Origin of the sequence: Streptococcus parasanguinis, from assembly GCF_016648855.1 — a bacterium.
Classification (GTDB): domain Bacteria; phylum Bacillota; class Bacilli; order Lactobacillales; family Streptococcaceae; genus Streptococcus; species Streptococcus parasanguinis_L.
Genome location: NZ_JACLQU010000006.1, coordinates 101692 through 122740, shown reverse-complemented (window position 1 = coordinate 122740; position 21049 = coordinate 101692). Strand labels below are relative to the sequence as shown.

The window sequence follows — 21049 nt, the reverse complement described above, 5'->3', positions numbered from 1 at the left end:
TTTGGCTCGGTAGCTCAGTTGGTAGAGCAATGGATTGAAGCTCCATGTGTCGGCGGTTCGATTCCGTCTCGCGCCATTTCTTTTAATAATAAGCGGGTGTAGTTTAGTGGTAAAACTACAGCCTTCCAAGCTGTTGTCGCGAGTTCGATTCTCGTCACCCGCTTTGAACTTTTGTTCATTTTTACCAAGTTTTTTTAAACTTGGGCGCGTAGCTCAGGTGGTTAGAGCGCACGCCTGATAAGCGTGAGGTCGGTGGTTCGAGTCCACTCGTGCCCATTTTGGAGAATTACTCAAGAGGCTGAAGAGGACGGTTTGCTAAATCGTTAGGTCGGGTAACCGGCGCGGGGGTTCGAATCCCCCATTCTCCGTATAATTTCCAAGTTTGAGATGTCATCTCAAACTATTTTTTATATTTTTGAAGGTTTTGTCTATGTTCTTGAATCGATTCTTTAAAATTTTTAGTTTTGTGTTTGTTTTAACTGTTTCAGGAATTTTATTTCTTTTTCCATCTGTTAGAACTTCGATTGTTTTAAAATCTTCTGATCTATTAGCTATTGTTGATAAGGCAGTATCGGTACCATTTGTTGTTGTGGAATCTAAGGCAAAGGATTTAAAGAATTTATCTGAATTAAATGATGAAAACCGTTCGTTAAAATCACGTCTTTATCAAAAGGATATTGATCAGTCAAAACTTAACCGTTTGGAATCAGAAAATAGAGAATTAAAGGATTTGATGTCAATCAAGAATTCTGTATCGGGTTCTAAACAAGTCGTTAGTGAGATTATTGACCGTAATTATGGTTCGTGGGATCAGGAATTTGTTATTGATAAAGGTAGTTCAGATGGAATTTCTGATTCTATGTTTGTTCTTTCGTCTGGTGGCGTCATTGGTGTGGTAGAAAGTATAGAGAAAAATTCTAGCAAAGTGAAATTATTAGTTGAAGATACTATTTCTTCACAACACCTGACGTTTAAAATTGAGAGTCAAGGTCAATCTATTTTTGCTTTATTAAATGGTTATGACGAGAAGACAGGTGAGTTTCGGTTGTTGCAAATTGGAGATCCAGTTGAAATTAAAAAAGGATCTCTGGTTTCAACAAGTGGTTTAGGAAAATATAAGAGTAGTGACTTACCTCTTGGTACAGTGACTTCTACTCAAAAGGCATCTGATCAGTTAGGGCAAGAAATTCGTGTGAAACCAAAGGCTAATTTAGATGTCAATCGTTATGTACTATTGATTGGAGAGTAGTGTGAAAGTCATACGTAAGTACCATTTTTTCCCTTTAATCTTATTCTTATCTTTATTTGTTGACGGACAGATCTCTTTTCTTATTTCTCGTTTCTGTCCAAACTCTTTTGAACCTACTTCATTTTTATTTCTATATGGTTTTATGTTATTGAGTCTCTATTTCTCTGAGATAGCTAGTATTTGGTGGGGAGTCTTCTTTGGTTTTTGTTTTGATGTGTATTTTTTACGCACTATAGGAATTGCCTTTCTAGTCTTCCCTTTGTTACAGGTGATTTTTTATCGGTGTAATCAGATTATTTTGGTCAATCGATTGACTCGTTTTTTTACATTTTTATTAATGATTCTAATATTTCAGATTTCAACCAATCTTCTTCTGATTATTTTTATTGGTATAAAATTCAACTGGATTACTCTCATTATCCATCAAATTGCGCCTAGTTTAATTTTGAATGTGGTTCTAATGATCGTATTACAGCCTTTACTTGAAAAGATTTATTTATAAACTCGAAATAAAAATGTAACAATAGCGTAATATAAATTTTCAAAAAATTTGTTATACTAGTTAGTGTCTTATTAGAAAGGGAAAATTTATCTAATGAAGAAAAAATTATTTGCCACAATCTTATTGAGTACAGTTGCTTTATCACAAGGTGCTGTTGTAGCAGGTGTATCAGCTGACTCAACAGATGATAAGATTGCTGCTCAAGATAACAAAATCAATAGTATTAATCAACAACAACAAAGTGCACAAGCTCAGGTAGATCAAATCCAAGGTCAAGTATCTGAAATTAAACAACAACAAGAAAATCTTCAAGCTGAAAATGACCGTTTGAATGAAGAATCTGAACGATTGTCAGCTGAGATCGATGAGTTGTCAAAAAATATTGTTGCTCGTCAAGAATCACTTGCAAATCAAGCACGTAGTGCTCAAACAACTGGAACTGCAACAAGCTATATTAATGCGATTGTTAGCTCTGGATCTTTGACAGAAGCTATCTCACGTATTTCTGCTATGAATGAAATTGCAGATGCTAACAACAAAATGTTGCAAGAGCAAAAACGTGATAAAGAAGATATTGCACAAAAACAAAAAGAAAACAACGACGCTATCAATACTGTTATTGCAAATAAACAGCAATTAGAAGATGATGCGCAAGCTTTGTCAACTAAAGAAGCTGAGTTGAAAGTGGCACAATTGAATTTGGCAGCTGAAAAATCATCTGCTGAAAACGAAAAGAACGCTTTGTTGCAACAAAAAGCTGAAGCTGAAAAAGCAGCGGCAGCAGCGGCAGCAGCTGAGGCAGCTTACCGTGCAAAACAAAAAGAACAACAAGCAGCTGTAAAAGCTTCTGCTAATACAACTCTTCAAGCACAAGTTCAGGCAGCAGCACAAACACCTGCTGCAACACCAGCGGCTGCACAAACTCAAGCAGCAGCTCAACCTGCTGTTCAAACTCAAGCAGCAGCAGCTCCAGCAGCTCCAGCAGCAACTGTTTCTCGTCCAACTTATAGTACATCTGCATCATCTTATCCAGTTGGTGAATGTACATGGGGTGCGAAGACATTGGCTCCATGGGCTGGTGATTACTGGGGTAATGGTGGACAATGGGCAGCAAGTGCAGCGGCAGCAGGATTCCGTACAGGATCTCAACCACAAGTTGGTGCCATTGCATGTTGGAATGATGGTGGATATGGACACGTAGCAGTTGTTACAGCCGTTCAATCTACAACGAGCATCCAAGTCTCTGAGTCTAACTATAATGGTATCCGTAGTATTGGGAACTACCGTGGTTGGTTTAACCCAACAACAGCACAAGGTACTGTTACTTATATCTATCCAAACTAAGAATTACACTGAAGCAGAACATTTGTTCTGCTTCTTTTTTGATAGAATTTAGGTAGTGATAGATTTTGTAGTTTCCATAAATTAATATTTGAATATTTGCTTAAAAAGCGATAAAATGGTTACAGGAGAAATTTGTGCTGACTGTACAATATGGTTTTAGATTTTACTGGAGGAAATCATGTCATTTTCTGATTTAATGCTCTTTGCTTTGTCGTCAAATCAAGAATTGGCTCAACGTGTGTCTCGAGAAATGGGACTACCGCTTGGAAAGTCAACGGTTCGTCAATTTTCTGATGGAGAAATTCAGGTTAATATTGAAGAATCAATCCGTGGGAAAGATGTTTATATTTTGCAATCCACTAGCTCGCCGGTTAACGATAATCTAATGGAAATTTTGATTATGGTAGATGCGTTGAAACGGGCTAGTGCGCAATCCATTAATGTGGTGATGCCATATTACGGCTATGCTCGTCAAGACCGGAAAGCTCGAGCTCGTGAACCAATCACTTCTAAGTTGGTAGCCAATATGCTTGAGGTTGCTGGTGTTGATCGCCTCTTGACAATTGATTTGCACGCCGCTCAGATTCAAGGTTTCTTTGATATTCCTGTTGACCACTTGATGGGTGCGCCTTTGATCGCCGACTATTTTGAACGTCGTGGGATGATTGGGAAAGACTATGTTGTTGTCAGTCCAGACCATGGTGGTGTGACTCGTGCTCGAAAATTAGCTGAATTTTTGAAGACACCGATTGCGATTATTGATAAACGTCGAAGTGTCGATAAGATGAATACGAGTGAAGTGATGAATATCATTGGGAGTGTTGAAGGCAAGACTTGTATTTTGATTGATGATATGATTGATACAGCTGGTACAATCTGTCATGCCGCGGACGCCCTTGCAGAAGCAGGTGCTGTTGAAGTTTATGCGAGCTGTACTCACCCTGTTTTATCAGGACCAGCGATGGACAATATTCAAAAATCAGCCATTAAGAAGTTGGTGGTGTTGGATACGATTTATCTACCGGAAGATCGATTAATTGATAAGATTGAGCAAATTTCGATTGCGAAACTCCTTGCAGAGGCCATTGTTCGCATTCACGAAAATCGCCCTCTTTCTCCTCTATTTGAAATCGGAAATGCCAAAAAATGTTAACAATAAGGAGGCTGGGTAACTGGCCTCTTTTATTTAGGAGGATATACAAATGGAAATCAGAAAATGGTTGGAAAATCTAAAAAAAGAAAAGAAACGGAAAAAACTGGTTCAAGCAGCTAAAGAACTAGAAGCAAAGGCTGATCCTAGTTTGCCCAAGAAACGATTGCCAAAAAATGGGGTGGTGAAATAGGATAGAAAAGATTTCTATTTTTTAAATACATTTTTATATATGAATAGAGTATTTTTCCAAGATGGTTTTAAATTCGTAGTTCTATATCTCAAATGGATCAAAAGATTAAACTTTTTTTAAAAAATAATGGAAAAAGTCTTGACATAGGCAGAATATCCTAGTATACTAGTCATAGTTACGAAGTAACGAATAATTTTTGAAAAGAAAAAAGGAGATAAAACAATGAAAAAAGTTTTATTATCATCAGTAGCAGCTCTTGCAGTATTTGCTGCAGCAGCACCAGTTCTTGCCGAAGGTGGAGTCAACGGTGGAGCTAACAATCCTAGAGGACCTCAAGATACTGACGTCGCTTCAAAATACTATGATCAATCTGAATTTGTAAGTGCTCGTACAGTTGAAGAATACCTTAACGGTCACATGGACGAAATCAAAGCTGAAGCAGCGGCTGATCCAGCAGTAGTAGCAGCTAAAGCTGAATTTGATGCTGTTGAAGGTGGTTCACACCTTTACGGAGAAAAGAAAGCAGCTTATGAAGCAGCATTCAATACTGCATTCTTGAACGTACGTAACAAATATGTACAACAATTCCAAACTGTTCAAAACACAGCTAAGAAAAAAGAAGGCCGTTACTATATCTTGAATGAAACTCCAGAACAAGCTAACGCTCGTTACTTGAAAGAACATGGAATTAATCCAGAACAAGCTAACGCAGACGCAGCTAAAGCAGACGCAGCTAAAGCTGACGCAGCTAAAGCAGAAGAAGCAGCTAAAAAAGCAGAAGCTGGTAAAGCTGGTTCAAAACAAGCTGGTAAAGCTCTTCCAAAAACAAGCGCAGTTAAATAATTTGATTATTAATTAGCTCGTAAAATATCACTGGACCTTCGGGTTCAGTGTTATTTTTTAGAAAAAATCATCAAGAGGAGATCAATCAATGAAAAGAGCTGGGGAAAAAAGTTCAAATAAATTGGGTCTTGTAATTGCTGCTCTTGTTGCAGTTGTTGTTCTTGTTGCTGGATTTATTTTCTTTAATCCATTTGGAGGAACTAAGTCATCTGGCACGGCTAAAAAAACAACTGGAACAAGCTCAACCAAGCAAGAAACTAAATATGAACCAAGCCAAGAAGAAAAAGATTACTTGAAAAATCGTTTTGCTCAGTTAACAGCTGTTAACCCTGAGGCAATTGCTTATGTCTATGCACCGGGTACTGAGTTGGATGAACCTGTTGTACAAACCACTGACAATGAAACTTATTTGAATAAGACGTTTGATGGTGGAAATGAACCATACATGGGGACAGTCTTCATGGATATGGACAACAAGAAAGACTTCAGTGATCGTTTGACTTGGTTGTTTGGTCATGCTCGTGGTAGTAAGGTCGGCGATCATCGCATGTTTAATGATGTCAACTACTATGACAAACAAGAGTATTTGGACCAACATCCGTATGTTGTGATTGAGACACCAGAGCGGAAATATTATTATGAAGTAATGGGATTGGTCATTGTCCCAGAGGACACCGCTTTCTACCGTACAAGCTTTACTGATGACAATGATTTTACGACACAATTGAAGAATATCTATGAGTCAGCTCGTACGAAGAATCCTAATATCAAGATCAAAGCATCTGATAAATACTTAGTATTGTCAACTTGTCGTGAAGAGGATGAAACCATTCGTTCTAACCTCTACCTTCGTCAAATTCCTGATTCAGAAATGAAGGATTTTGTGGCAAAACATGCAGATCAATTGAAATACGTGGCAACACGTGGTCAACAATAATGACTTGAAAGACTTAGCATTGCTAAGTCTTTTTTGCATGGAAGGATTGTTGAAATGTCCATTGGTGGTAAGCAAAAGGTGGGGATCTGGCTTGTTCTTTTGCGATGGGGTCCTATTTATAGTATAATGAATATAAGTGTTTTGGAGGTGTTCTATGGATTTAACGACACGTTTTAATAAAAATCTGAATCGGATTGAAGTATCTTTGATTCGTCAGTTCGATCAATCAATTTCTTCCATTCCTGGTGTCTTGCGTTTGACTTTGGGGGAACCAGATTTTACAACTCCTGAACATGTAAAAGAAGCAGGAAAGGCTGCCATTGATGCGAACTTTAGCCATTACACTGGGATGAGTGGTTTGTTGGCTTTGCGTGAGGCTGCGAGTCAGTTTGTGGCGGATAAATATGGTATTCACTACCGTCCTGAAGATGAGATATTGGTGACGATCGGTGCAACAGAAGCCCTATCTGCAACCTTGACAGCAATCTTGGAACCTGGAGATGTAGTCCTTCTTCCGGCGCCAGCTTATCCTGGTTATGAACCCATTGTGAATTTGGTTGGGGCGGAGATTGTCGAAATTGATACGACAGCAGATCGTTTTGTCTTGACTCCTGGAAAGTTGGAAAAGGCCATTTTAGAGCAGGGTGAAAAATTGAAGGCTGTTGTTCTCAATTATCCAGCTAACCCAACGGGTGTCACTTATTCGCGCGAACAGATGGCAGAATTAGCTGCTGTCTTAAAAAAATATGAAGTCTTTGTGATTTGTGATGAAGTCTATTCAGAGTTGACTTATACTGGAGAAGCGCATGTCTCTATGGCCTCCTTTATTCCTGAGCAGACCATTGTTATCAATGGCTTGTCCAAATCTCATGCCATGACAGGCTGGCGACTTGGCTTTATCTTTGCCCCGGCTGCGTTGACGGCCCAACTCATCAAGAGCCATCAGTATTTGGTAACGGCTGCTGGAACCATGAACCAGTATGCTGCGATCGAAGCTTTGACGGAAGGTCGAGATGATGCGGAACCGATGAAGAAGGAATATGTGAAGCGTCGGGATTATATTATCGAACAGATGTCCGCGCTTGGGTTTGAGATGATTAAGCCAGATGGTGCCTTTTATATTTTTGCTAAAATCCCAGCTGGTTATAATCAAGACTCCTTTGCTTTCTTGCAGAATTTTGCGCGTGAAAAAGCAGTTGCTTTTATTCCTGGTGCTGCTTTTGGTCAATATGGTGAAGGCTATGTGCGTTTGTCGTATGCAGCCAGCATGGAGGTTATCAAGGAAGCAATGAAACGCTTGAAGGAGTATATGGAAGAACATGCTGGAGTCAATTGAGACCCGGGGAATTGTCCTGTATAATCGGGAGTTTCGTGAAGATGACAAGCTGGTCAAAATTTTCACGGAGAAGTCAGGGAAGCGGATGTTTTTTGTGAAACATGCGGGAAAATCACGGTTGAATCCCATGTTGCAACCTTTGGTAACGGCAGATATGTTGTTGAAAATCAATGATGATGGGTTGAGTTATATTGATGATTTTCAAGATGTGCAGGTTTATAAAAAAATCAATGCAGATCTTTTTGCCCTTTCTTATGCGACCTATGTTCTGGCGCTTGCAGATGCAAGTATTCAGGATAATCAGGTGGATCCAGCCCTGTTTGCTTTTTTGGAAAAGACCTTGTCTTTGATGGAAGAGGGACTGGATTATGAGGTTTTGACCAATATTTTTGAGATTCAGATTCTATCACGATTTGGAGTTATCTTGAATCTGCATGAATGCTGTTTCTGTCATCGGGTTGGACTTCCTTTTGATTACTCTTTTCGCTATAGTGGGGTCCTTTGTCCGGATCATTATGATCAGGATGAGAGACGCGCTCACTGGCATCCGAATGTTCTCTATTTATTGGATCAGTTTCAAGCAGTACGATTCAATGAGTTAGAGACGATTTCTCTACAAGCAGAGATGAAAGCAGCTCTGCGTCAGGCAATTGATCAGTTGTATGAGGAGTATGTAGGGATCCATTTAAAAGCTAAAAAGTTTATCGATTCCTTGAGTGATTGGGGAGCGATTATGAAAGATTCATCTGGAGGTGAAACATGAAAAAAATTGCAGTAGATGCAATGGGGGGCGATAATGCACCTCAAGCCTTGGTAGAAGGTGTGAATCAAGCCATTCGTGATTTTGATGATATTGAGATTGTCTTGTATGGCGATGAGGCAAAAATCAAAGACTATTTAACCGCAACAGAACGTGTATCGATTGTGCATACGGAAGAAAAAATCGATTCAGATGATGAGCCAACGCGGGCCATTCGTCGGAAGAAACAGGCTTCGATGGTCTTAGCTGCCAAGGATGTGAAGGATGGTGAGGTCGATGCCATGCTATCTGCGGGGAATACAGGTGCCTTGTTGGCAGCAGGTTTCTTTATTGTTGGCCGCATCAAGGGCGTGGAACGTCCAGGTTTGATGTCGACACTTCCGACGGTTGATGGTCGTGGGTATGACATGTTAGATTTGGGTGCTAATGCGGAAAATACACCGGAGCACTTGCATCAGTATGCTGTGATGGGGTCCTATTATGCTGAAAATGTTCGTGGGATTCAAAAACCGCGCGTGGGTCTATTGAACAATGGGACAGAAGCTAGTAAGGGAGATCCTTTGCGCAAGGAAACCTACCAATTGTTATCTGAGGATGAGTCGATTCATTTTGTTGGAAACGTGGAAGCGCGTGACTTGATGGATGGCGTTGCTGATGTCGTTGTGGCGGATGGTTTCACGGGAAACGCTGTCTTGAAAACGATGGAAGGAACGGCTTTTGGGATCTTGAAGCAATTGAAACAAGCAATTGCCACAGGAAACTGGAAGGCGAAATTAGGAGCTTTTCTGCTCAAGGACCGTTTGAAATCATTGAAGCAAACCTTGGATTTCTCAGATGTTGGAGGAGCGGTCTTGTTTGGTCTTCAAGCACCTGTTGTTAAAACGCATGGTTCGAGTGATGCCAAAGCTGTCTATAGCACGATTCGTCAGATTCGGACCATGTTAGAGACAGATGTTGTTGGAAAATCAGTGAAGGAATTATCGAAGGAAGGGTAATGTATGAGTAAACAAAACGAAATTTTAGTTACAATTGAGGAATTTCTCAAAGATCGCAAGGGTCCAGACTTTCAAGTATCTTTGGAATCTGACTTACGTAAGGATTTACAGGCGGATTCTGTTGAATTGATGGAATTTATTATCAATCTTGAGGATGAATACCAAATTGAGATTCCGGACAAGGCTATTGATGAATTTAACACAGTAGGGGATGTTGTCGACTATATCGAAAAACGAACTGCTGGTCACTAATGAAAAAGGGATCGTTCAGAGATTATTCTGGATGATCTTTTTTTCTGTCCTTTTTATTCGGATTCTGCTTATATTGTACGGAATTTTATTGAAAATACACTTTGTATGTGATAGAATGAAGGTGATAAAATACGAAAGGCGAACAAAGTCATGACCAATCAACTGATTTATACTGGAAAAGCTAAGGATATCTATACTACTGAGGACGAAAATGTGATTAAGTCGGTCTATAAGGACCAGGCAACCATGCTTAATGGGGCTCGTAAGGAGACTATTAAGGGAAAAGGTGTGCTAAATAATCAGATTTCGTCTCTTATTTTTGAAAAATTGAATGCTGCGGGTGTAGCTACTCACTTTATCGAACGTATTTCTGACACAGAACAACTCAACAAGAAAGTAAAAATTATTCCTTTGGAGGTGGTTCTTCGTAATGTGACTGCGGGTTCTTTCTCTAAACGTTTTGGCGTGGAAGAAGGTTTGGACTTGAAAACTCCAATCGTTGAATTTTACTACAAGAACGATGATTTGGATGACCCATTCATCAATGATGAGCATGTGAAGTTCTTGGATATTGCCAATGATGAGCAAATTGCCTATATCAAGGAAGAAACACGTCGCATCAATGAATTGTTGAAGGATTGGTTTGCACAAATTGGTCTTCGCTTGATTGATTTCAAATTGGAATTTGGTTTTGATAAGGATGGCAAGATCATCTTGGCAGATGAATTCTCTCCAGATAATTGCCGCCTTTGGGATGCTGAAGGGCACCATATGGACAAGGATGTTTTCCGTAGAGATTTGGGTAGCCTAACGGATGTATATAAGGTTGTGTTAGAGAAGTTGCAAGACTTGAAATAATTTGGTTGAAACGGAAAACCTTCGTCTTCAAGAGCATTTTTGAATAGAAGTAAAGGAAATAAAATGGATAAACGTATTTTCGTTGAGAAAAAAGCTGATTTTCGTGTGAAATCGGACTCTTTAGTAAAAGAATTGCAGCATAATCTTCAGTTGAAAACCTTGAAGGATCTTCGGATTGTTCAGGTTTACGATGTTTTTGGTTTGGCAGAGGACTTGTTTGCGCGTGCGGAAAAACACATCTTCTCTGAGCAAGTGACCGATACTGTTTTGGATGAAGCTACGGTTCAGACTGATCTTGAGAAATATGCTTTCTTTGCGATCGAAAGCTTACCTGGTCAATTTGACCAACGTGCGACATCTTCACAAGAAGCTTTGCTGTTGTTGGGTAGTTCAAATGACGTAACAGTGAATACAGCGCAATTGTACTTGGTTAACAAGGATATCGATGCGAATGAGTTGGAAGCTGTTAAAAACTACCTTTTGAACCCAGTGGATTCTCGTTTCAAAGATATCACTGTTGGCATTGCGAAACAGGATTTCTCTGAGTCTGACAAGACCATTCCAAGCTTGGATTTCTTTGAAAGGTATACGGCAGAAGATTTTGCACAGTATAAGGCTGAGCAAGGATTGGCAATGGAAGTGGATGACCTTCTCTTCATTCAAGATTACTTCAAATCCATTGGACGTGTACCAACTGAGACTGAGCTTAAGGTTTTGGATACTTATTGGTCTGACCACTGCCGTCACACAACTTTCGAAACTGAGTTGAAAAACATCGACTTCTCAGCTTCTAAATTTGAAAAACAATTGCAAGCGACTTATGACAAGTATATTGCCATGCGTGATGAGTTGGGACGTACCGAAAAACCTCAAACCTTGATGGATATGGCGACTATTTTTGGCCGTTATGAGCGTGCTAATGGTCGTTTGGATGACATGGAAGTGTCTGATGAAATCAATGCCTGCTCAGTTGAAATTGAAGTGGATGTCAATGGTGTCAAAGAACCATGGCTTCTTATGTTCAAGAATGAAACACACAACCACCCAACGGAGATTGAACCATTTGGTGGAGCGGCTACTTGTATCGGTGGTGCCATTCGTGACCCATTGTCAGGTCGTTCATACGTTTACCAAGCCATGCGTATCTCAGGTGCTGGTGATATCACGGCTCCAATTTCAGAAACTCGCGCTGGTAAATTGCCACAACAAGTGATTTCTAAAACAGCGGCTCATGGTTATTCTTCATATGGTAACCAAATTGGTCTTGCAACAACTTATGTTCGTGAATACTTCCACCCAGGTTTCGTTGCTAAGCGTATGGAGCTAGGTGCAGTTGTCGGTGCGGCTCCTAAGGAAAATGTTGTCCGTGAAAAACCTGAAGCAGGTGATGTGATTATCTTGCTTGGTGGTAAGACTGGACGTGACGGTGTCGGTGGTGCGACAGGTTCTTCTAAAGTTCAAACGGTTGAATCTGTTGAAACAGCTGGTGCTGAGGTTCAAAAAGGGAATGCCATCGAAGAACGTAAGATTCAACGTCTTTTCCGTAATGGGGAAGTGACCCGTCTGATCAAGAAATCAAATGACTTTGGTGCCGGTGGTGTCTGTGTGGCGATCGGTGAATTGGCAGATGGTCTTGAAATTGATCTAGACAAAGTGCCATTGAAATACCAAGGTTTGAACGGTACAGAAATTGCTATCTCAGAATCTCAAGAACGGATGGCTGTAGTGGTTCGTCCAGAAGATGTAGATGCTTTCGTTGCTGAATGTAACAAAGAAAATATTGATGCTGTTGTCGTTGCAACAGTAACTGAAAAACCAAATCTTGTCATGCACTGGAATGGTGAAACCATCGTTGATTTGGAACGTCGTTTCCTTGATACAAACGGTGTACGTGTGGTTGTAGATGCTAAGGTGGTTGACAAGGATGTCAAGCTTCCAGAAGAACGTCAAACATCTGCTGAAACCCTTGAAGCGGATACTCTTGAAGTCTTGGCTGACCTGAACCATGCCAGTCAAAAAGGGTTACAAACCATCTTTGATAGCTCGGTTGGTCGTTCAACAGTCAATCACCCACTTGGTGGTCGCTACCAAATCACACCAACGGAAGCTTCTGTACAGAAATTGCCAGTCCAACATGGCGTGACAACAACTGCATCTGTTATGGCGCAAGGATTCAACCCTTATGTAGCAGAATGGTCTCCATATCATGGCGCTGCTTATGCGGTCATCGAAGCCACAGCTCGTTTGGTTGCTGCTGGTGCAAACTGGTCTAAGGCTCGTTTCTCTTATCAGGAATACTTCGAGCGTATGGATAAACGAGCAGAGCGTTTTGGTCAACCAGTCTCAGCTCTCCTTGGATCAATCGAAGCTCAGATTCAACTTGGTTTGCCATCTATCGGTGGTAAAGACTCGATGTCTGGTACCTTTGAAGAATTGACAGTACCACCAACCTTGGTTGCTTTTGGGGTCACAACTGCAGATAGCCGTAAGATTCTTTCTCCAGAATTCAAAGCTGCTGGTGAAAATATTTACTACATTCCTGGTCAAGCTTTGGCACAAGAAATTGACTTCGATCTTATCAAGTCTAACTTTGCTCAATTTGAAGCCATCCAAGCTGATCATAAAGTCACATCTGCATCAGCTGTCAAATATGGTGGTGTCGTTGAAGCGCTTGCTCTTGCAACATTTGGGAACCATATCGGAGCAAACGTCGAATTAGCTGACCTTGACACTAGCTTGACAGCCCAATTGGGTGGATTCGTCTTCACATCGCCTGAAGAAATTGCAGGTGTTGCCAAGATCGGACAAACAGTGACTGACTTTACACTCACTGTCAACGGTGTAACGCTTGATGGACACAAACTTGACAGTGCCTTCCAAGGTAAATTGGAAGAGGTTTACCCAACGGAATTTGCACAGGCAACTGAGCTGGAAGAAGTACCTGCAGTGGCATCAGATGCTGTGATTAAAGCTAAAGAAACAGTTGATACACCAGTGGTTTACATCCCAGTATTCCCAGGTACTAACTCTGAGTACGATTCAGCTAAGGCCTTTGAAAAAGAAGGTGCAAAAGTTAACTTGGTACCATTTGTCACACTGAATGAAGAGGCGATTGTCAAGTCTGTTGACACTATGGTTGACAACATCGAAAAAGCCAACATTATCTTCTTTGCAGGTGGCTTCTCAGCAGCGGATGAACCAGATGGATCAGCTAAATTTATCGTGAACATCTTGCTCAATGAAAAAGTACGTGCAGCCATCGATCACTTCATTGAACGCGGTGGTTTGATCATCGGTATCTGTAACGGATTCCAAGCCCTTGTTAAATCAGGTCTTCTTCCATACGGTAACTTTGAAGATGCAAGTAGCACCAGTCCAACCCTCTTCTACAATGATGCCAACCAACACGTGGCTAAGATGGTTGAAACACGGATTGCCAACACCAACTCACCATGGCTTGCTGGAGTAGAAGTTGGGGACATCCATGCCATTCCAGTATCACACGGTGAAGGTAAATTTGTCGTGACAGCTGAGGAATTCGCAGAGCTTCGTGACAATGGTCAAATCTTTAGCCAATACGTTGACTTCGAAGGCAAACCAAGCATGGATTCAAAATACAATCCTAATGGATCTGTCAATGCGATTGAAGGTATCACAAGCAAGAACGGTCAAATTATTGGGAAGATGGGACACTCAGAACGTTTTGAAGACGGTCTCTTCCAAAATATTCCAGGAAATAAAGACCAGCATCTTTTTGCATCAGCGGTTCAATATTTTACTGGAAAATAAAAGGTATACAACATGACATACGAAGTAAAATCTCTTAATGAAGAGTGTGGAGTCTTTGGGATTTGGGGACATCCAGATGCTGCGAAACTCACTTATTTTGGGCTTCACAGTCTCCAACACCGGGGACAAGAAGGAGCAGGAATCCTGGCCAATGACCAAGGAACCCTGAGACGCCATCGAGATACAGGCCTTCTTTCAGAAGTCTTTCGGAATCCTTTAAATCTGGAAAAATTAACAGGCTATTCTGCTATTGGGCATGTTCGCTATGCGACAGCGGGGGAAGCGTCTGTGGATAACATCCAACCCTTCCTCTTCCGCTTTCAAGATACGCAGTTTGGTCTGGCCCATAATGGGAATTTGACCAATGCCCAATCTCTCAAATCTGAATTAGAAAAAAATGGAGCCATCTTTAGCTCAACCTCTGACTCAGAAATACTGGCCCACTTGATTCGACGGAGTCATAACCCGTCCTTTATGGGGAAAATCAAGGAAGCGCTCAATACGGTCAAAGGCGGTTTTGCTTATCTGATGCTGTTTGAAGATAAGCTGATTGCGGCGCTGGACCCAAACGGCTTCCGTCCTCTTTCTATCGGGAAAATGGCTAATGGAGCCTTGGTTGTTTCTTCTGAAACCTGTGCTTTTGAGGTTATCGGGGCAGAATGGATCCGAGATGTACATCCGGGTGAGCTTGTTATCTTCGATGAAAACGGCATTACCTATGATCGCTATACGGATGATACCCAACTGGCGATTTGTTCCATGGAGTATATCTATTTTGCTCGTCCTGACTCCAATATCCAAGGGGTCAACGTCCATACGGCTCGCAAGCGGATGGGAGCTCAGTTGGCACGAGAATTTAAGAACCAGGCAGATATTGTGGTGGGGGTTCCTAACTCCTCTCTCAGTGCTGCCATGGGCTTTGCGGAAGAATCTGGCCTGCCAAATGAAATGGGCTTGATCAAGAATCAGTATGTCCAACGGACCTTTATCCAACCGACTCAGGAATTGCGGGAACAAGGAGTGCGAATGAAGCTCTCTGCCGTATCTGGGGTCGTGAAAGGCAAACGGGTTGTCATGATTGATGATTCTATCGTGCGTGGAACGACGTCTCGTCGGATTGTGAAATTGTTGAAAGAAGCAGGGGCTACAGAAGTCCATGTGGCAATTGCTAGCCCAGCTCTGGCTTATCCATGTTTCTATGGAATTGATATTCAGAGTCGCGAAGAGCTAATCGCAGCCAACCATACAGTAGAGGAAACCTGTGAGATTATTGGTGCGGATAGCTTGACCTACTTGTCTATTGATGGCTTGATTGATTCTATTGGCATTGATACCGATGCACCAAACGGTGGTCTTTGTGTAGCCTACTTTGATGGGAAATACCCAACACCTTTGTATGACTACGAAGAACGCTATGTAGAAAGTTTGAAAGAACACACTTCTTTCTATTAAGAACAGTGCAAAAGAAAAGGAATGAATAAAATGACGAATAAAAATGCTTATGCGCAGTCTGGTGTGGATGTTGAAGCGGGTTATGAAGTTGTTGAACGGATCAAAAAACACGTAGCACGTACAGAGCGTGCAGGTGTTATGGGAGCTCTTGGTGGTTTCGGTGGCATGTTTGACCTTTCAAAAACAGGTGTCAAAGAGCCTGTTTTGATCTCAGGGACGGACGGTGTTGGTACCAAACTCATGCTGGCTATCAAGTACGACAAGCACGATACCATTGGTCAAGACTGTGTAGCTATGTGTGTTAATGATATCATTGCTGCAGGTGCAGAACCCCTCTACTTCCTAGACTATGTGGCGACTGGGAAGAATGAGCCAGCTAAATTGGAACAAGTGGTTGCTGGTGTAGCCGAAGGTTGTGTGCAAGCTGGTGCAGCCCTCATCGGTGGTGAAACGGCTGAAATGCCTGGTATGTACGGTGAAGACGACTATGACTTGGCTGGTTTTGCGGTCGGTGTGGCCGAAAAATCTCAAATCATCGACGGTTCAAAAGTAGCAGAGGGAGACGTCCTTCTCGGACTTGCTTCAAGCGGTATCCACTCAAATGGCTACTCCCTTGTCCGTCGTGTCTTTGCTGATTACACAGGGGAAGAAGTATTGCCTGAGTTGGAAGGTAAGAAACTGAAAGACGTTCTTTTGGAGCCCACTCGCATCTATGTCAAGGCTGTCTTGCCACTCATCAAAGAAGAATTGGTCAATGGGATTGCCCACATCACAGGCGGTGGCTTCATCGAAAATGTCCCACGGATGTTCTCAGATGATTTGGCAGCTGAAATTGATGAAAGCAAGGTTCCAGTCCTTCCAATTTTCAAAGCCCTTGAAAAATATGGCCAAATCAAACATGAAGAAATGTTTGAAATCTTCAATATGGGTGTGGGTCTCATGCTTGCGGTGAAACCAGAAAATGTGGAACGTGTCAAAGAACTTCTTGATGAACCTGTTTATGAAATCGGTCGAATTGTGAAGAAAGATGGCGCAAGTGTGGTGATAAAGTAATGGTGATATCACCATTTTATACGGAGAAATTGTAGAAAGGAGTGTTTAGTTAGCAAGCCTAACTGAACACGGGACTCATTTTCTAGGAAAAAAGAGAAATCATTTTGTGTGCAAGCACCCAGCAATGATTTCCTATTTTTCTACGAAGCTGTTCGGCTAGCCGAAACGTCCCTTTGTATCGAATATGAAAATCGCTGTATTTGCCTCTGGCAACGGCTCAAACTTCCAGGTGATTGCGGACCAATTTCCAGTAGAGTTTGTCTTTGCAGATCACCGGGATGCCTATGTACTTGAGCGTGCAGAAAATCTTGGAGTTCCTTCCTATGCCTTCGAACTCAAGGAGTTTGAGAGCAAGGCAGACTACGAAGCAGCCATTGTCGAGCTCTTGGATGAGCACGAGATTGACCTAGTCTGTTTGGCGGGTTATATGAAAATCGTCGGTCCAACCTTGCTAGCGGCTTATGAAGGCCGTATCATCAATATTCACCCAGCTTATCTTCCAGAATTTCCAGGCGCTCATGGTATTGAGGATGCTTGGAATGCAGGTGTTGACCAGTCTGGTGTGACCATTCACTGGGTGGATTCGGGTGTGGATACCGGTAAGGTCATCAAACAAGTCCGTGTGCCACGGCTAGCAGATGATACCCTTGACATTTTTGAAACCCGCATCCACGAAACGGAGTACAAGTTGTATCCAGAAGTCTTGGAACGTTTGGGCGTGGAGAGGAAAGAATGAATATTGACCAATACTATATGGATTTAAAAAATAAGTTATCTAACAGACCAATCCTACTGGATAATACTAATGATTTTCTTTTTGTTTTAGTAAATACAGTGAAAGCTATGATAGAAAATACTGATAAAAGTCAGCTTTCAGAGTTAGATAAAATTTTAGATGGTGTCACAAGTCAAGAATTAAAACTTGCCTATGATTTCTGTCAAGGGAGATTCGGTCAAGCAGGTTTTTCTTATCGTAGGCACCCGAATTATTTTTATTTATCCAGTTTAATTGCGACTTTTCCAGAATTTGAGTTGTCTAAATCAGACAGAGATTACCTCAAAGGAATCATAAACTTTGATAACTACCTTTTATATGAGTTAGGTTAATCTTTAATCACCTCAAACCCTATTCATTCAAAAGGAGAAAAAATGATTGAGCTGAAATTAGTAGATGAAAGCAGTTTTCAGGCAGTGCTGGATTTGAAAATATCTGAAGCTGATGAACGAGCACGTTTCGTAGCTCCAAATGTGCGTTCTTTAGCTGATGCATGGCTCTACCGAGAGAATGGTGATGTGTTTCCCATGGCAATCTATTGGGATGAGCAAGTGGTTGGCTTTCTCCTGCTGGAAATAGACAAGGATGAAGCGGAATACTTTATCTGGCGGATAATGATTGGCCAGCAGTACCAAGGAAAAGGTTATGGACGAAAAGCTTTGGAAGTTCTGGTCAAAGAGGCTCAGATGGATAGAGCTTGCAATCATATTATCGCAGATTATGTAGTTGGAAATGAAAAAATGAAGTACCTGCTGACTAGTTTGGGTTTTCAGGAAACAGGATTTATAGAAGAAAATAACGAAGTCGCTATGCGCTTGGATCTAAAGAAAGAGGAATAGAATGACTAAACGCGCACTAATTAGTGTTTCAGACAAAGCGGGCATTGTTGAATTTGCCCAAGAACTCAAGAAACTCGGTTGGGACATCATCTCAACAGGTGGGACCAAAATTGCCCTTGATAATGCCGGTGTTGATACCATTGCCATTGACGATGTGACTGGTTTTCCAGAAATGATGGACGGCCGTGTGAAGACTCTCCATCCAAATATCCACGGTGGTCTTCTCGCTCGTCGTGACCTCGATAGTCACCTTGATGCTGCTAAGGATAATCAGATCGAACTGATAGACCTTGTTGTGGTCAATCTTTACCCATTCAAGGAAACCATCCTAAAACCAGACGTGACTTACGCTGACGCGGTGGAAAACATCGATATCGGTGGGCCATCTATGCTTCGTTCAGCAGCAAAAAACCACGCTAGCGTAACAGTTGTGGTAGACCCTGCTGACTATGCTGTTGTGCTTGACGAATTGGTAGCAAACGGTGAAACAACTTACGAAACTCGCCAAGGTTTGGCAGCCAAGGTTTTCCGTCACACAGCGGCCTACGATGCCTTGATTGCAGAATACTTCACAGCTCAAGTGGGTGAAGAAAAACCTGAAAAACTCACCTTGACTTATGATCTTAAGCAAGCAATGCGTTACGGGGAAAACCCTCAACAAGACGCTGATTTCTACCAAAAAGCCTTGCCTACGGATTATTCGATTGCATCTGCTAAACAGCTCAACGGCAAAGAATTGTCCTTCAACAATATCCGTGATGCGGATGCTGCGATTCGTATCATTCGCGATTTCAAAGACCGTCCAACCGTTGTGGCGTTGAAACACATGAACCCATGTGGGATTGGTCAAGCTGACGATATCGAGACTGCTTGGGACTACGCTTATGAGTCTGATCCAGTGTCTATCTTTGGTGGAATCGTCGTTCTTAACCGTGAGGTAGATGCTGCGACAGCTGAGAAGATGCATGGTGTTTTCCTTGAAATCATCATCGCGCCAAGCTACACAGACGAAGCACTTGAAATTTTGACTAATAAAAAGAAAAACTTGCGAATCCTTGTCTTGCCATTTGACGCTCAAGATGCTAGCGAAGTGGAATCAGAATACACAGGTGTTGTCGGTGGACTTCTCGTGCAAAACCAAGACGTGGTCAAAGAAAGCCCAACTGACTGGCAAGTGGTGACCAAACGCCAGCCAACGGAGACAGAAGCGACTGCCCTTGAGTTTGCATGGAAAGCCATTAAGTATGTCAAATCAAACGGAATCATCGTGACTAATGACCACATGACACTTGGCGTTGGCCCAGGTCAAACCAACCGCGTGGCTTCCGTCCGTATTGCCATTGACCAAGCGAAAGACCGTCTTGACGGCGCTGTTCTTGCTTCCGATGCCTTCTTCCCATTTGCAGATAACGTGGAAGAAATCGCCAAAGCAGGAATCAAAGCGATCATCCAGCCAGGAGGCTCGGTCCGTGACCAAGAATCTATTGAAGCAGCTGATAAATACGGTTTAACCATGATCTTTACAGGAGTGAGACATTTTAGACATTAATCAAAAAAGGCACGCATCAATGGATGGTGCCTTTTTTGTTGGTTAAGAAGACCTTAATCTGGGTAGATGTAGGTGACGGTTCCCCAGATAGGGTTGGTCGGATCGAACCAACCGCGGAAGTTGTCGATATAGCGATGGCCGTTGTAGTTAGCCTCTTGGATCTGAATTTTTTGGTCATGTTCGACGTCCGTAACCAAGGCGACATGGCCATATCCTCCATTGTCCCAACAGGCGATAGCGCCGACCTCTGGAGTGTCTCCTGTCCGGAATCCAGCAGCGCGTGCACTAGTTGCCCACATGCCACCGTCTCCCCACCAGTTGTGGGCCCAAGGGGCTAATTCTTTGGCTCCCCAGGTGCACTCACCAATGGGATAGGTGTTTCCCGGATGTGTTGCGAGTGGAGTGAGCTTTAGCTTTGCCTTTTCTACTTGAAATGTAGTGGGGAATAGCCCTTTTAATTGTCCCTGGCTTTTCTGGTATACGTGGAGATGAAATAGACCACTTCCCTTGTGTTTTTGAGCCTGAAAGCGAAGTTGGAAATGTCCAGGTGCAATCTTCTTTGCGGGGTACCAGACCAGATCATCCTGCCCATTTTCTTCAGACCAGATGGGGAAGACAATTTCGTCAACGTCTTCGAATAACTTCAGGTCTACCTCAAATTCTTGTGAGGAGATGGGTGTGATCGTGATTTTGGGCTGGGAAGAAGCCAGGTCTTTTTGCTGGACGCTGGTCGTGAGAGGGTAAAGACCGGTTAACTGTTCATTTGCCTCCACCCCATAGACATGGACATGATAAAGTCCGGCTTGATCAGAATGGTTGGTCAATGGCACTTGTAGGTCAAATCCCTTGTCACTGCGTTGCACAGGATACCAAATCAGGTCATCTTGACCATTTTGGTCAGACCAGACGGGAACTTGGATCTTTTGATATTTATCCGGGACGTTTCCAAGATGAATCATCAGCTGCCCTTTTTCGGCATAGATAGCATTGGTCGCTTGATCTGCATGAGCAATAGAGGCTTGCATCCCCCATGTCGCACAAGTCAGTACGACAAATTTTTTGATTGTTTGCATAATACTCCTTTTCGTCAATTAGTAGGTCTCACCTATACTATTCGGAAAAAAATGAGAAATAGGGGAAAATAGCAAAAAATGTTTGGATTCTACTGAAAAT

20 protein-coding genes and 4 tRNA genes are annotated in these 21049 nt (G+C 42.1%); 23 read left to right on the top strand and 1 reads right to left on the bottom strand.

The window, feature by feature from the left end:
• Window positions 1-3: 3 nt before the first annotated feature.
• The 23 genes from H7T92_RS05585 (at window position 4) to purH (ending at window position 19876) form a co-directional block, all read left to right on the top strand.
• Window positions 4-76 (top strand) — tRNA-Phe (locus tag H7T92_RS05585).
• Between the two features lie 16 nt (window positions 77-92).
• A tRNA-Gly gene (locus tag H7T92_RS05580) sits at window positions 93-163 on the top strand.
• 39 nt (window positions 164-202) lie between these two features.
• Window positions 203-276, top strand: a tRNA-Ile gene (locus tag H7T92_RS05575).
• A 4-nt stretch (window positions 277-280) separates the two neighbouring features.
• A tRNA-Ser gene (locus H7T92_RS05570) sits at window positions 281-368 on the top strand.
• A gap of 62 nt (window positions 369-430) precedes the next feature.
• Entirely contained in the window at window positions 431-1249 is an 819-nt protein-coding gene (gene mreC / locus H7T92_RS05565) for a rod shape-determining protein MreC (protein ID WP_031574139.1), read from the top strand.
• Window position 1250: 1 nt separating this feature from the next.
• The gene (gene mreD, locus H7T92_RS05560; protein WP_201037283.1) at window positions 1251-1751 is read left to right on the top strand and encodes a rod shape-determining protein MreD; all 501 of its coding nucleotides are present in this window, start codon (window positions 1251-1253) and stop codon (window positions 1749-1751) included.
• Between the two features lie 93 nt (window positions 1752-1844).
• The gene (pcsB, locus tag H7T92_RS05555) at window positions 1845-3095 is read left to right on the top strand and encodes a peptidoglycan hydrolase PcsB (RefSeq protein WP_155200042.1); all 1251 of its coding nucleotides are present in this window, start codon (window positions 1845-1847) and stop codon (window positions 3093-3095) included.
• Window positions 3096-3273: 178 nt separating this feature from the next.
• On the top strand, window positions 3274-4248 hold the full coding sequence (locus H7T92_RS05550) for a ribose-phosphate diphosphokinase (RefSeq protein ID WP_021154183.1): 975 nt from the start codon (window positions 3274-3276) through the stop codon (window positions 4246-4248).
• A gap of 49 nt (window positions 4249-4297) precedes the next feature.
• On the top strand, window positions 4298-4438 hold the full coding sequence (locus H7T92_RS05545; protein ID WP_173018797.1) for a hypothetical protein: 141 nt from the start codon (window positions 4298-4300) through the stop codon (window positions 4436-4438).
• Window positions 4439-4660: 222 nt separating this feature from the next.
• A complete protein-coding gene (abpA, locus tag H7T92_RS05540) occupies window positions 4661-5281 on the top strand; it encodes an amylase-binding adhesin AbpA (RefSeq protein ID WP_070594694.1) in 621 nt (206 codons plus the stop codon).
• A gap of 88 nt (window positions 5282-5369) precedes the next feature.
• The gene (srtB, locus tag H7T92_RS05535) at window positions 5370-6218 is read left to right on the top strand and encodes a class B sortase, LPKTxAVK-specific (protein ID WP_155168302.1); all 849 of its coding nucleotides are present in this window, start codon (window positions 5370-5372) and stop codon (window positions 6216-6218) included.
• Between the two features lie 154 nt (window positions 6219-6372).
• Window positions 6373-7554 (top strand): pyridoxal phosphate-dependent aminotransferase, encoded by a 1182-nt coding sequence (locus tag H7T92_RS05530; RefSeq protein ID WP_201037282.1) that lies wholly within the window; start codon window positions 6373-6375, stop codon window positions 7552-7554.
• Window positions 7538-8317, top strand: a complete 780-nt coding sequence (recO, locus tag H7T92_RS05525; protein ID WP_049486261.1) for a DNA repair protein RecO — start codon at window positions 7538-7540, stop codon at window positions 8315-8317. Before H7T92_RS05530 ends, recO begins: the two co-directional genes overlap by 17 nt.
• Window positions 8314-9309 carry a phosphate acyltransferase PlsX gene (gene plsX, locus H7T92_RS05520; RefSeq protein ID WP_021154191.1) on the top strand — a complete coding sequence of 332 codons (996 nt, stop codon included), beginning with the start codon at window positions 8314-8316 and terminating at the stop codon, window positions 9307-9309. The genes recO and plsX overlap by 4 nt, the downstream gene beginning before the upstream one ends.
• A gap of 3 nt (window positions 9310-9312) precedes the next feature.
• Window positions 9313-9561, top strand: coding sequence for an acyl carrier protein (locus H7T92_RS05515; protein ID WP_021154192.1), 249 nt, complete (start codon window positions 9313-9315; stop codon window positions 9559-9561).
• A gap of 150 nt (window positions 9562-9711) precedes the next feature.
• Complete coding sequence (purC, locus tag H7T92_RS05510) at window positions 9712-10419, top strand: phosphoribosylaminoimidazolesuccinocarboxamide synthase (RefSeq protein ID WP_070594691.1); 708 nt, start codon at window positions 9712-9714, stop codon at window positions 10417-10419.
• A gap of 63 nt (window positions 10420-10482) precedes the next feature.
• Complete coding sequence (locus H7T92_RS05505; RefSeq protein ID WP_201037281.1) at window positions 10483-14208, top strand: phosphoribosylformylglycinamidine synthase; 3726 nt, start codon at window positions 10483-10485, stop codon at window positions 14206-14208.
• 12 nt (window positions 14209-14220) lie between these two features.
• Window positions 14221-15660, top strand: a complete 1440-nt coding sequence (gene purF, locus H7T92_RS05500) for an amidophosphoribosyltransferase (protein WP_201037280.1) — start codon at window positions 14221-14223, stop codon at window positions 15658-15660.
• 30 nt (window positions 15661-15690) lie between these two features.
• Window positions 15691-16713, top strand: coding sequence for a phosphoribosylformylglycinamidine cyclo-ligase (purM, locus tag H7T92_RS05495; RefSeq protein ID WP_201037284.1), 1023 nt, complete (start codon window positions 15691-15693; stop codon window positions 16711-16713).
• A gap of 184 nt (window positions 16714-16897) precedes the next feature.
• Entirely contained in the window at window positions 16898-17449 is a 552-nt protein-coding gene (gene purN, locus H7T92_RS05490) for a phosphoribosylglycinamide formyltransferase (RefSeq protein ID WP_006595300.1), read from the top strand.
• Window positions 17446-17820 carry a hypothetical protein gene (locus H7T92_RS05485; RefSeq protein ID WP_201037279.1) on the top strand — a complete coding sequence of 125 codons (375 nt, stop codon included), beginning with the start codon at window positions 17446-17448 and terminating at the stop codon, window positions 17818-17820. The genes purN and H7T92_RS05485 overlap by 4 nt, the downstream gene beginning before the upstream one ends.
• A 42-nt stretch (window positions 17821-17862) precedes the next feature.
• Entirely contained in the window at window positions 17863-18327 is a 465-nt protein-coding gene (locus tag H7T92_RS05480; RefSeq protein ID WP_195529586.1) for a GNAT family N-acetyltransferase, read from the top strand.
• A gap of 1 nt (window position 18328) precedes the next feature.
• Window positions 18329-19876 (top strand): bifunctional phosphoribosylaminoimidazolecarboxamide formyltransferase/IMP cyclohydrolase, encoded by a 1548-nt coding sequence (purH, locus tag H7T92_RS05475; protein WP_201037278.1) that lies wholly within the window; start codon window positions 18329-18331, stop codon window positions 19874-19876.
• A gap of 53 nt (window positions 19877-19929) precedes the next feature.
• On the opposite strand, the gene H7T92_RS05470 is transcribed toward purH, so the two are convergent.
• Complete coding sequence (locus H7T92_RS05470) at window positions 19930-20949, bottom strand: GBS Bsp-like repeat-containing protein (RefSeq protein WP_155168309.1); 1020 nt, start codon at window positions 20947-20949, stop codon at window positions 19930-19932.
• Window positions 20950-21049 lie beyond the last annotated feature (100 nt).

Coding starts and splice junctions, on each gene's coding strand:
- purM (WP_201037284.1), top strand. CDS start 15,691: ATGACGAATAAAAATGCTTATGCGCAGTCTGGTGTGGATGTTGAAGCG.
- H7T92_RS05505 (WP_201037281.1), top strand. CDS start 10,483: ATGGATAAACGTATTTTCGTTGAGAAAAAAGCTGATTTTCGTGTGAAA.
- H7T92_RS05550 (WP_021154183.1), top strand. CDS start 3,274: ATGTCATTTTCTGATTTAATGCTCTTTGCTTTGTCGTCAAATCAAGAA.
- H7T92_RS05470 (WP_155168309.1), bottom strand. CDS start 20,949: ATGCAAACAATCAAAAAATTTGTCGTACTGACTTGTGCGACATGGGGG.
- H7T92_RS05530 (WP_201037282.1), top strand. CDS start 6,373: ATGGATTTAACGACACGTTTTAATAAAAATCTGAATCGGATTGAAGTA.
- mreC (WP_031574139.1), top strand. CDS start 431: ATGTTCTTGAATCGATTCTTTAAAATTTTTAGTTTTGTGTTTGTTTTA.
- plsX (WP_021154191.1), top strand. CDS start 8,314: ATGAAAAAAATTGCAGTAGATGCAATGGGGGGCGATAATGCACCTCAA.
- H7T92_RS05485 (WP_201037279.1), top strand. CDS start 17,446: ATGAATATTGACCAATACTATATGGATTTAAAAAATAAGTTATCTAAC.
- recO (WP_049486261.1), top strand. CDS start 7,538: ATGCTGGAGTCAATTGAGACCCGGGGAATTGTCCTGTATAATCGGGAG.
- purH (WP_201037278.1), top strand. CDS start 18,329: ATGACTAAACGCGCACTAATTAGTGTTTCAGACAAAGCGGGCATTGTT.
- srtB (WP_155168302.1), top strand. CDS start 5,370: ATGAAAAGAGCTGGGGAAAAAAGTTCAAATAAATTGGGTCTTGTAATT.
- H7T92_RS05480 (WP_195529586.1), top strand. CDS start 17,863: ATGATTGAGCTGAAATTAGTAGATGAAAGCAGTTTTCAGGCAGTGCTG.
- H7T92_RS05545 (WP_173018797.1), top strand. CDS start 4,298: ATGGAAATCAGAAAATGGTTGGAAAATCTAAAAAAAGAAAAGAAACGG.
- purF (WP_201037280.1), top strand. CDS start 14,221: ATGACATACGAAGTAAAATCTCTTAATGAAGAGTGTGGAGTCTTTGGG.
- purC (WP_070594691.1), top strand. CDS start 9,712: ATGACCAATCAACTGATTTATACTGGAAAAGCTAAGGATATCTATACT.
- purN (WP_006595300.1), top strand. CDS start 16,898: ATGAAAATCGCTGTATTTGCCTCTGGCAACGGCTCAAACTTCCAGGTG.
- pcsB (WP_155200042.1), top strand. CDS start 1,845: ATGAAGAAAAAATTATTTGCCACAATCTTATTGAGTACAGTTGCTTTA.
- H7T92_RS05515 (WP_021154192.1), top strand. CDS start 9,313: ATGAGTAAACAAAACGAAATTTTAGTTACAATTGAGGAATTTCTCAAA.
- abpA (WP_070594694.1), top strand. CDS start 4,661: ATGAAAAAAGTTTTATTATCATCAGTAGCAGCTCTTGCAGTATTTGCT.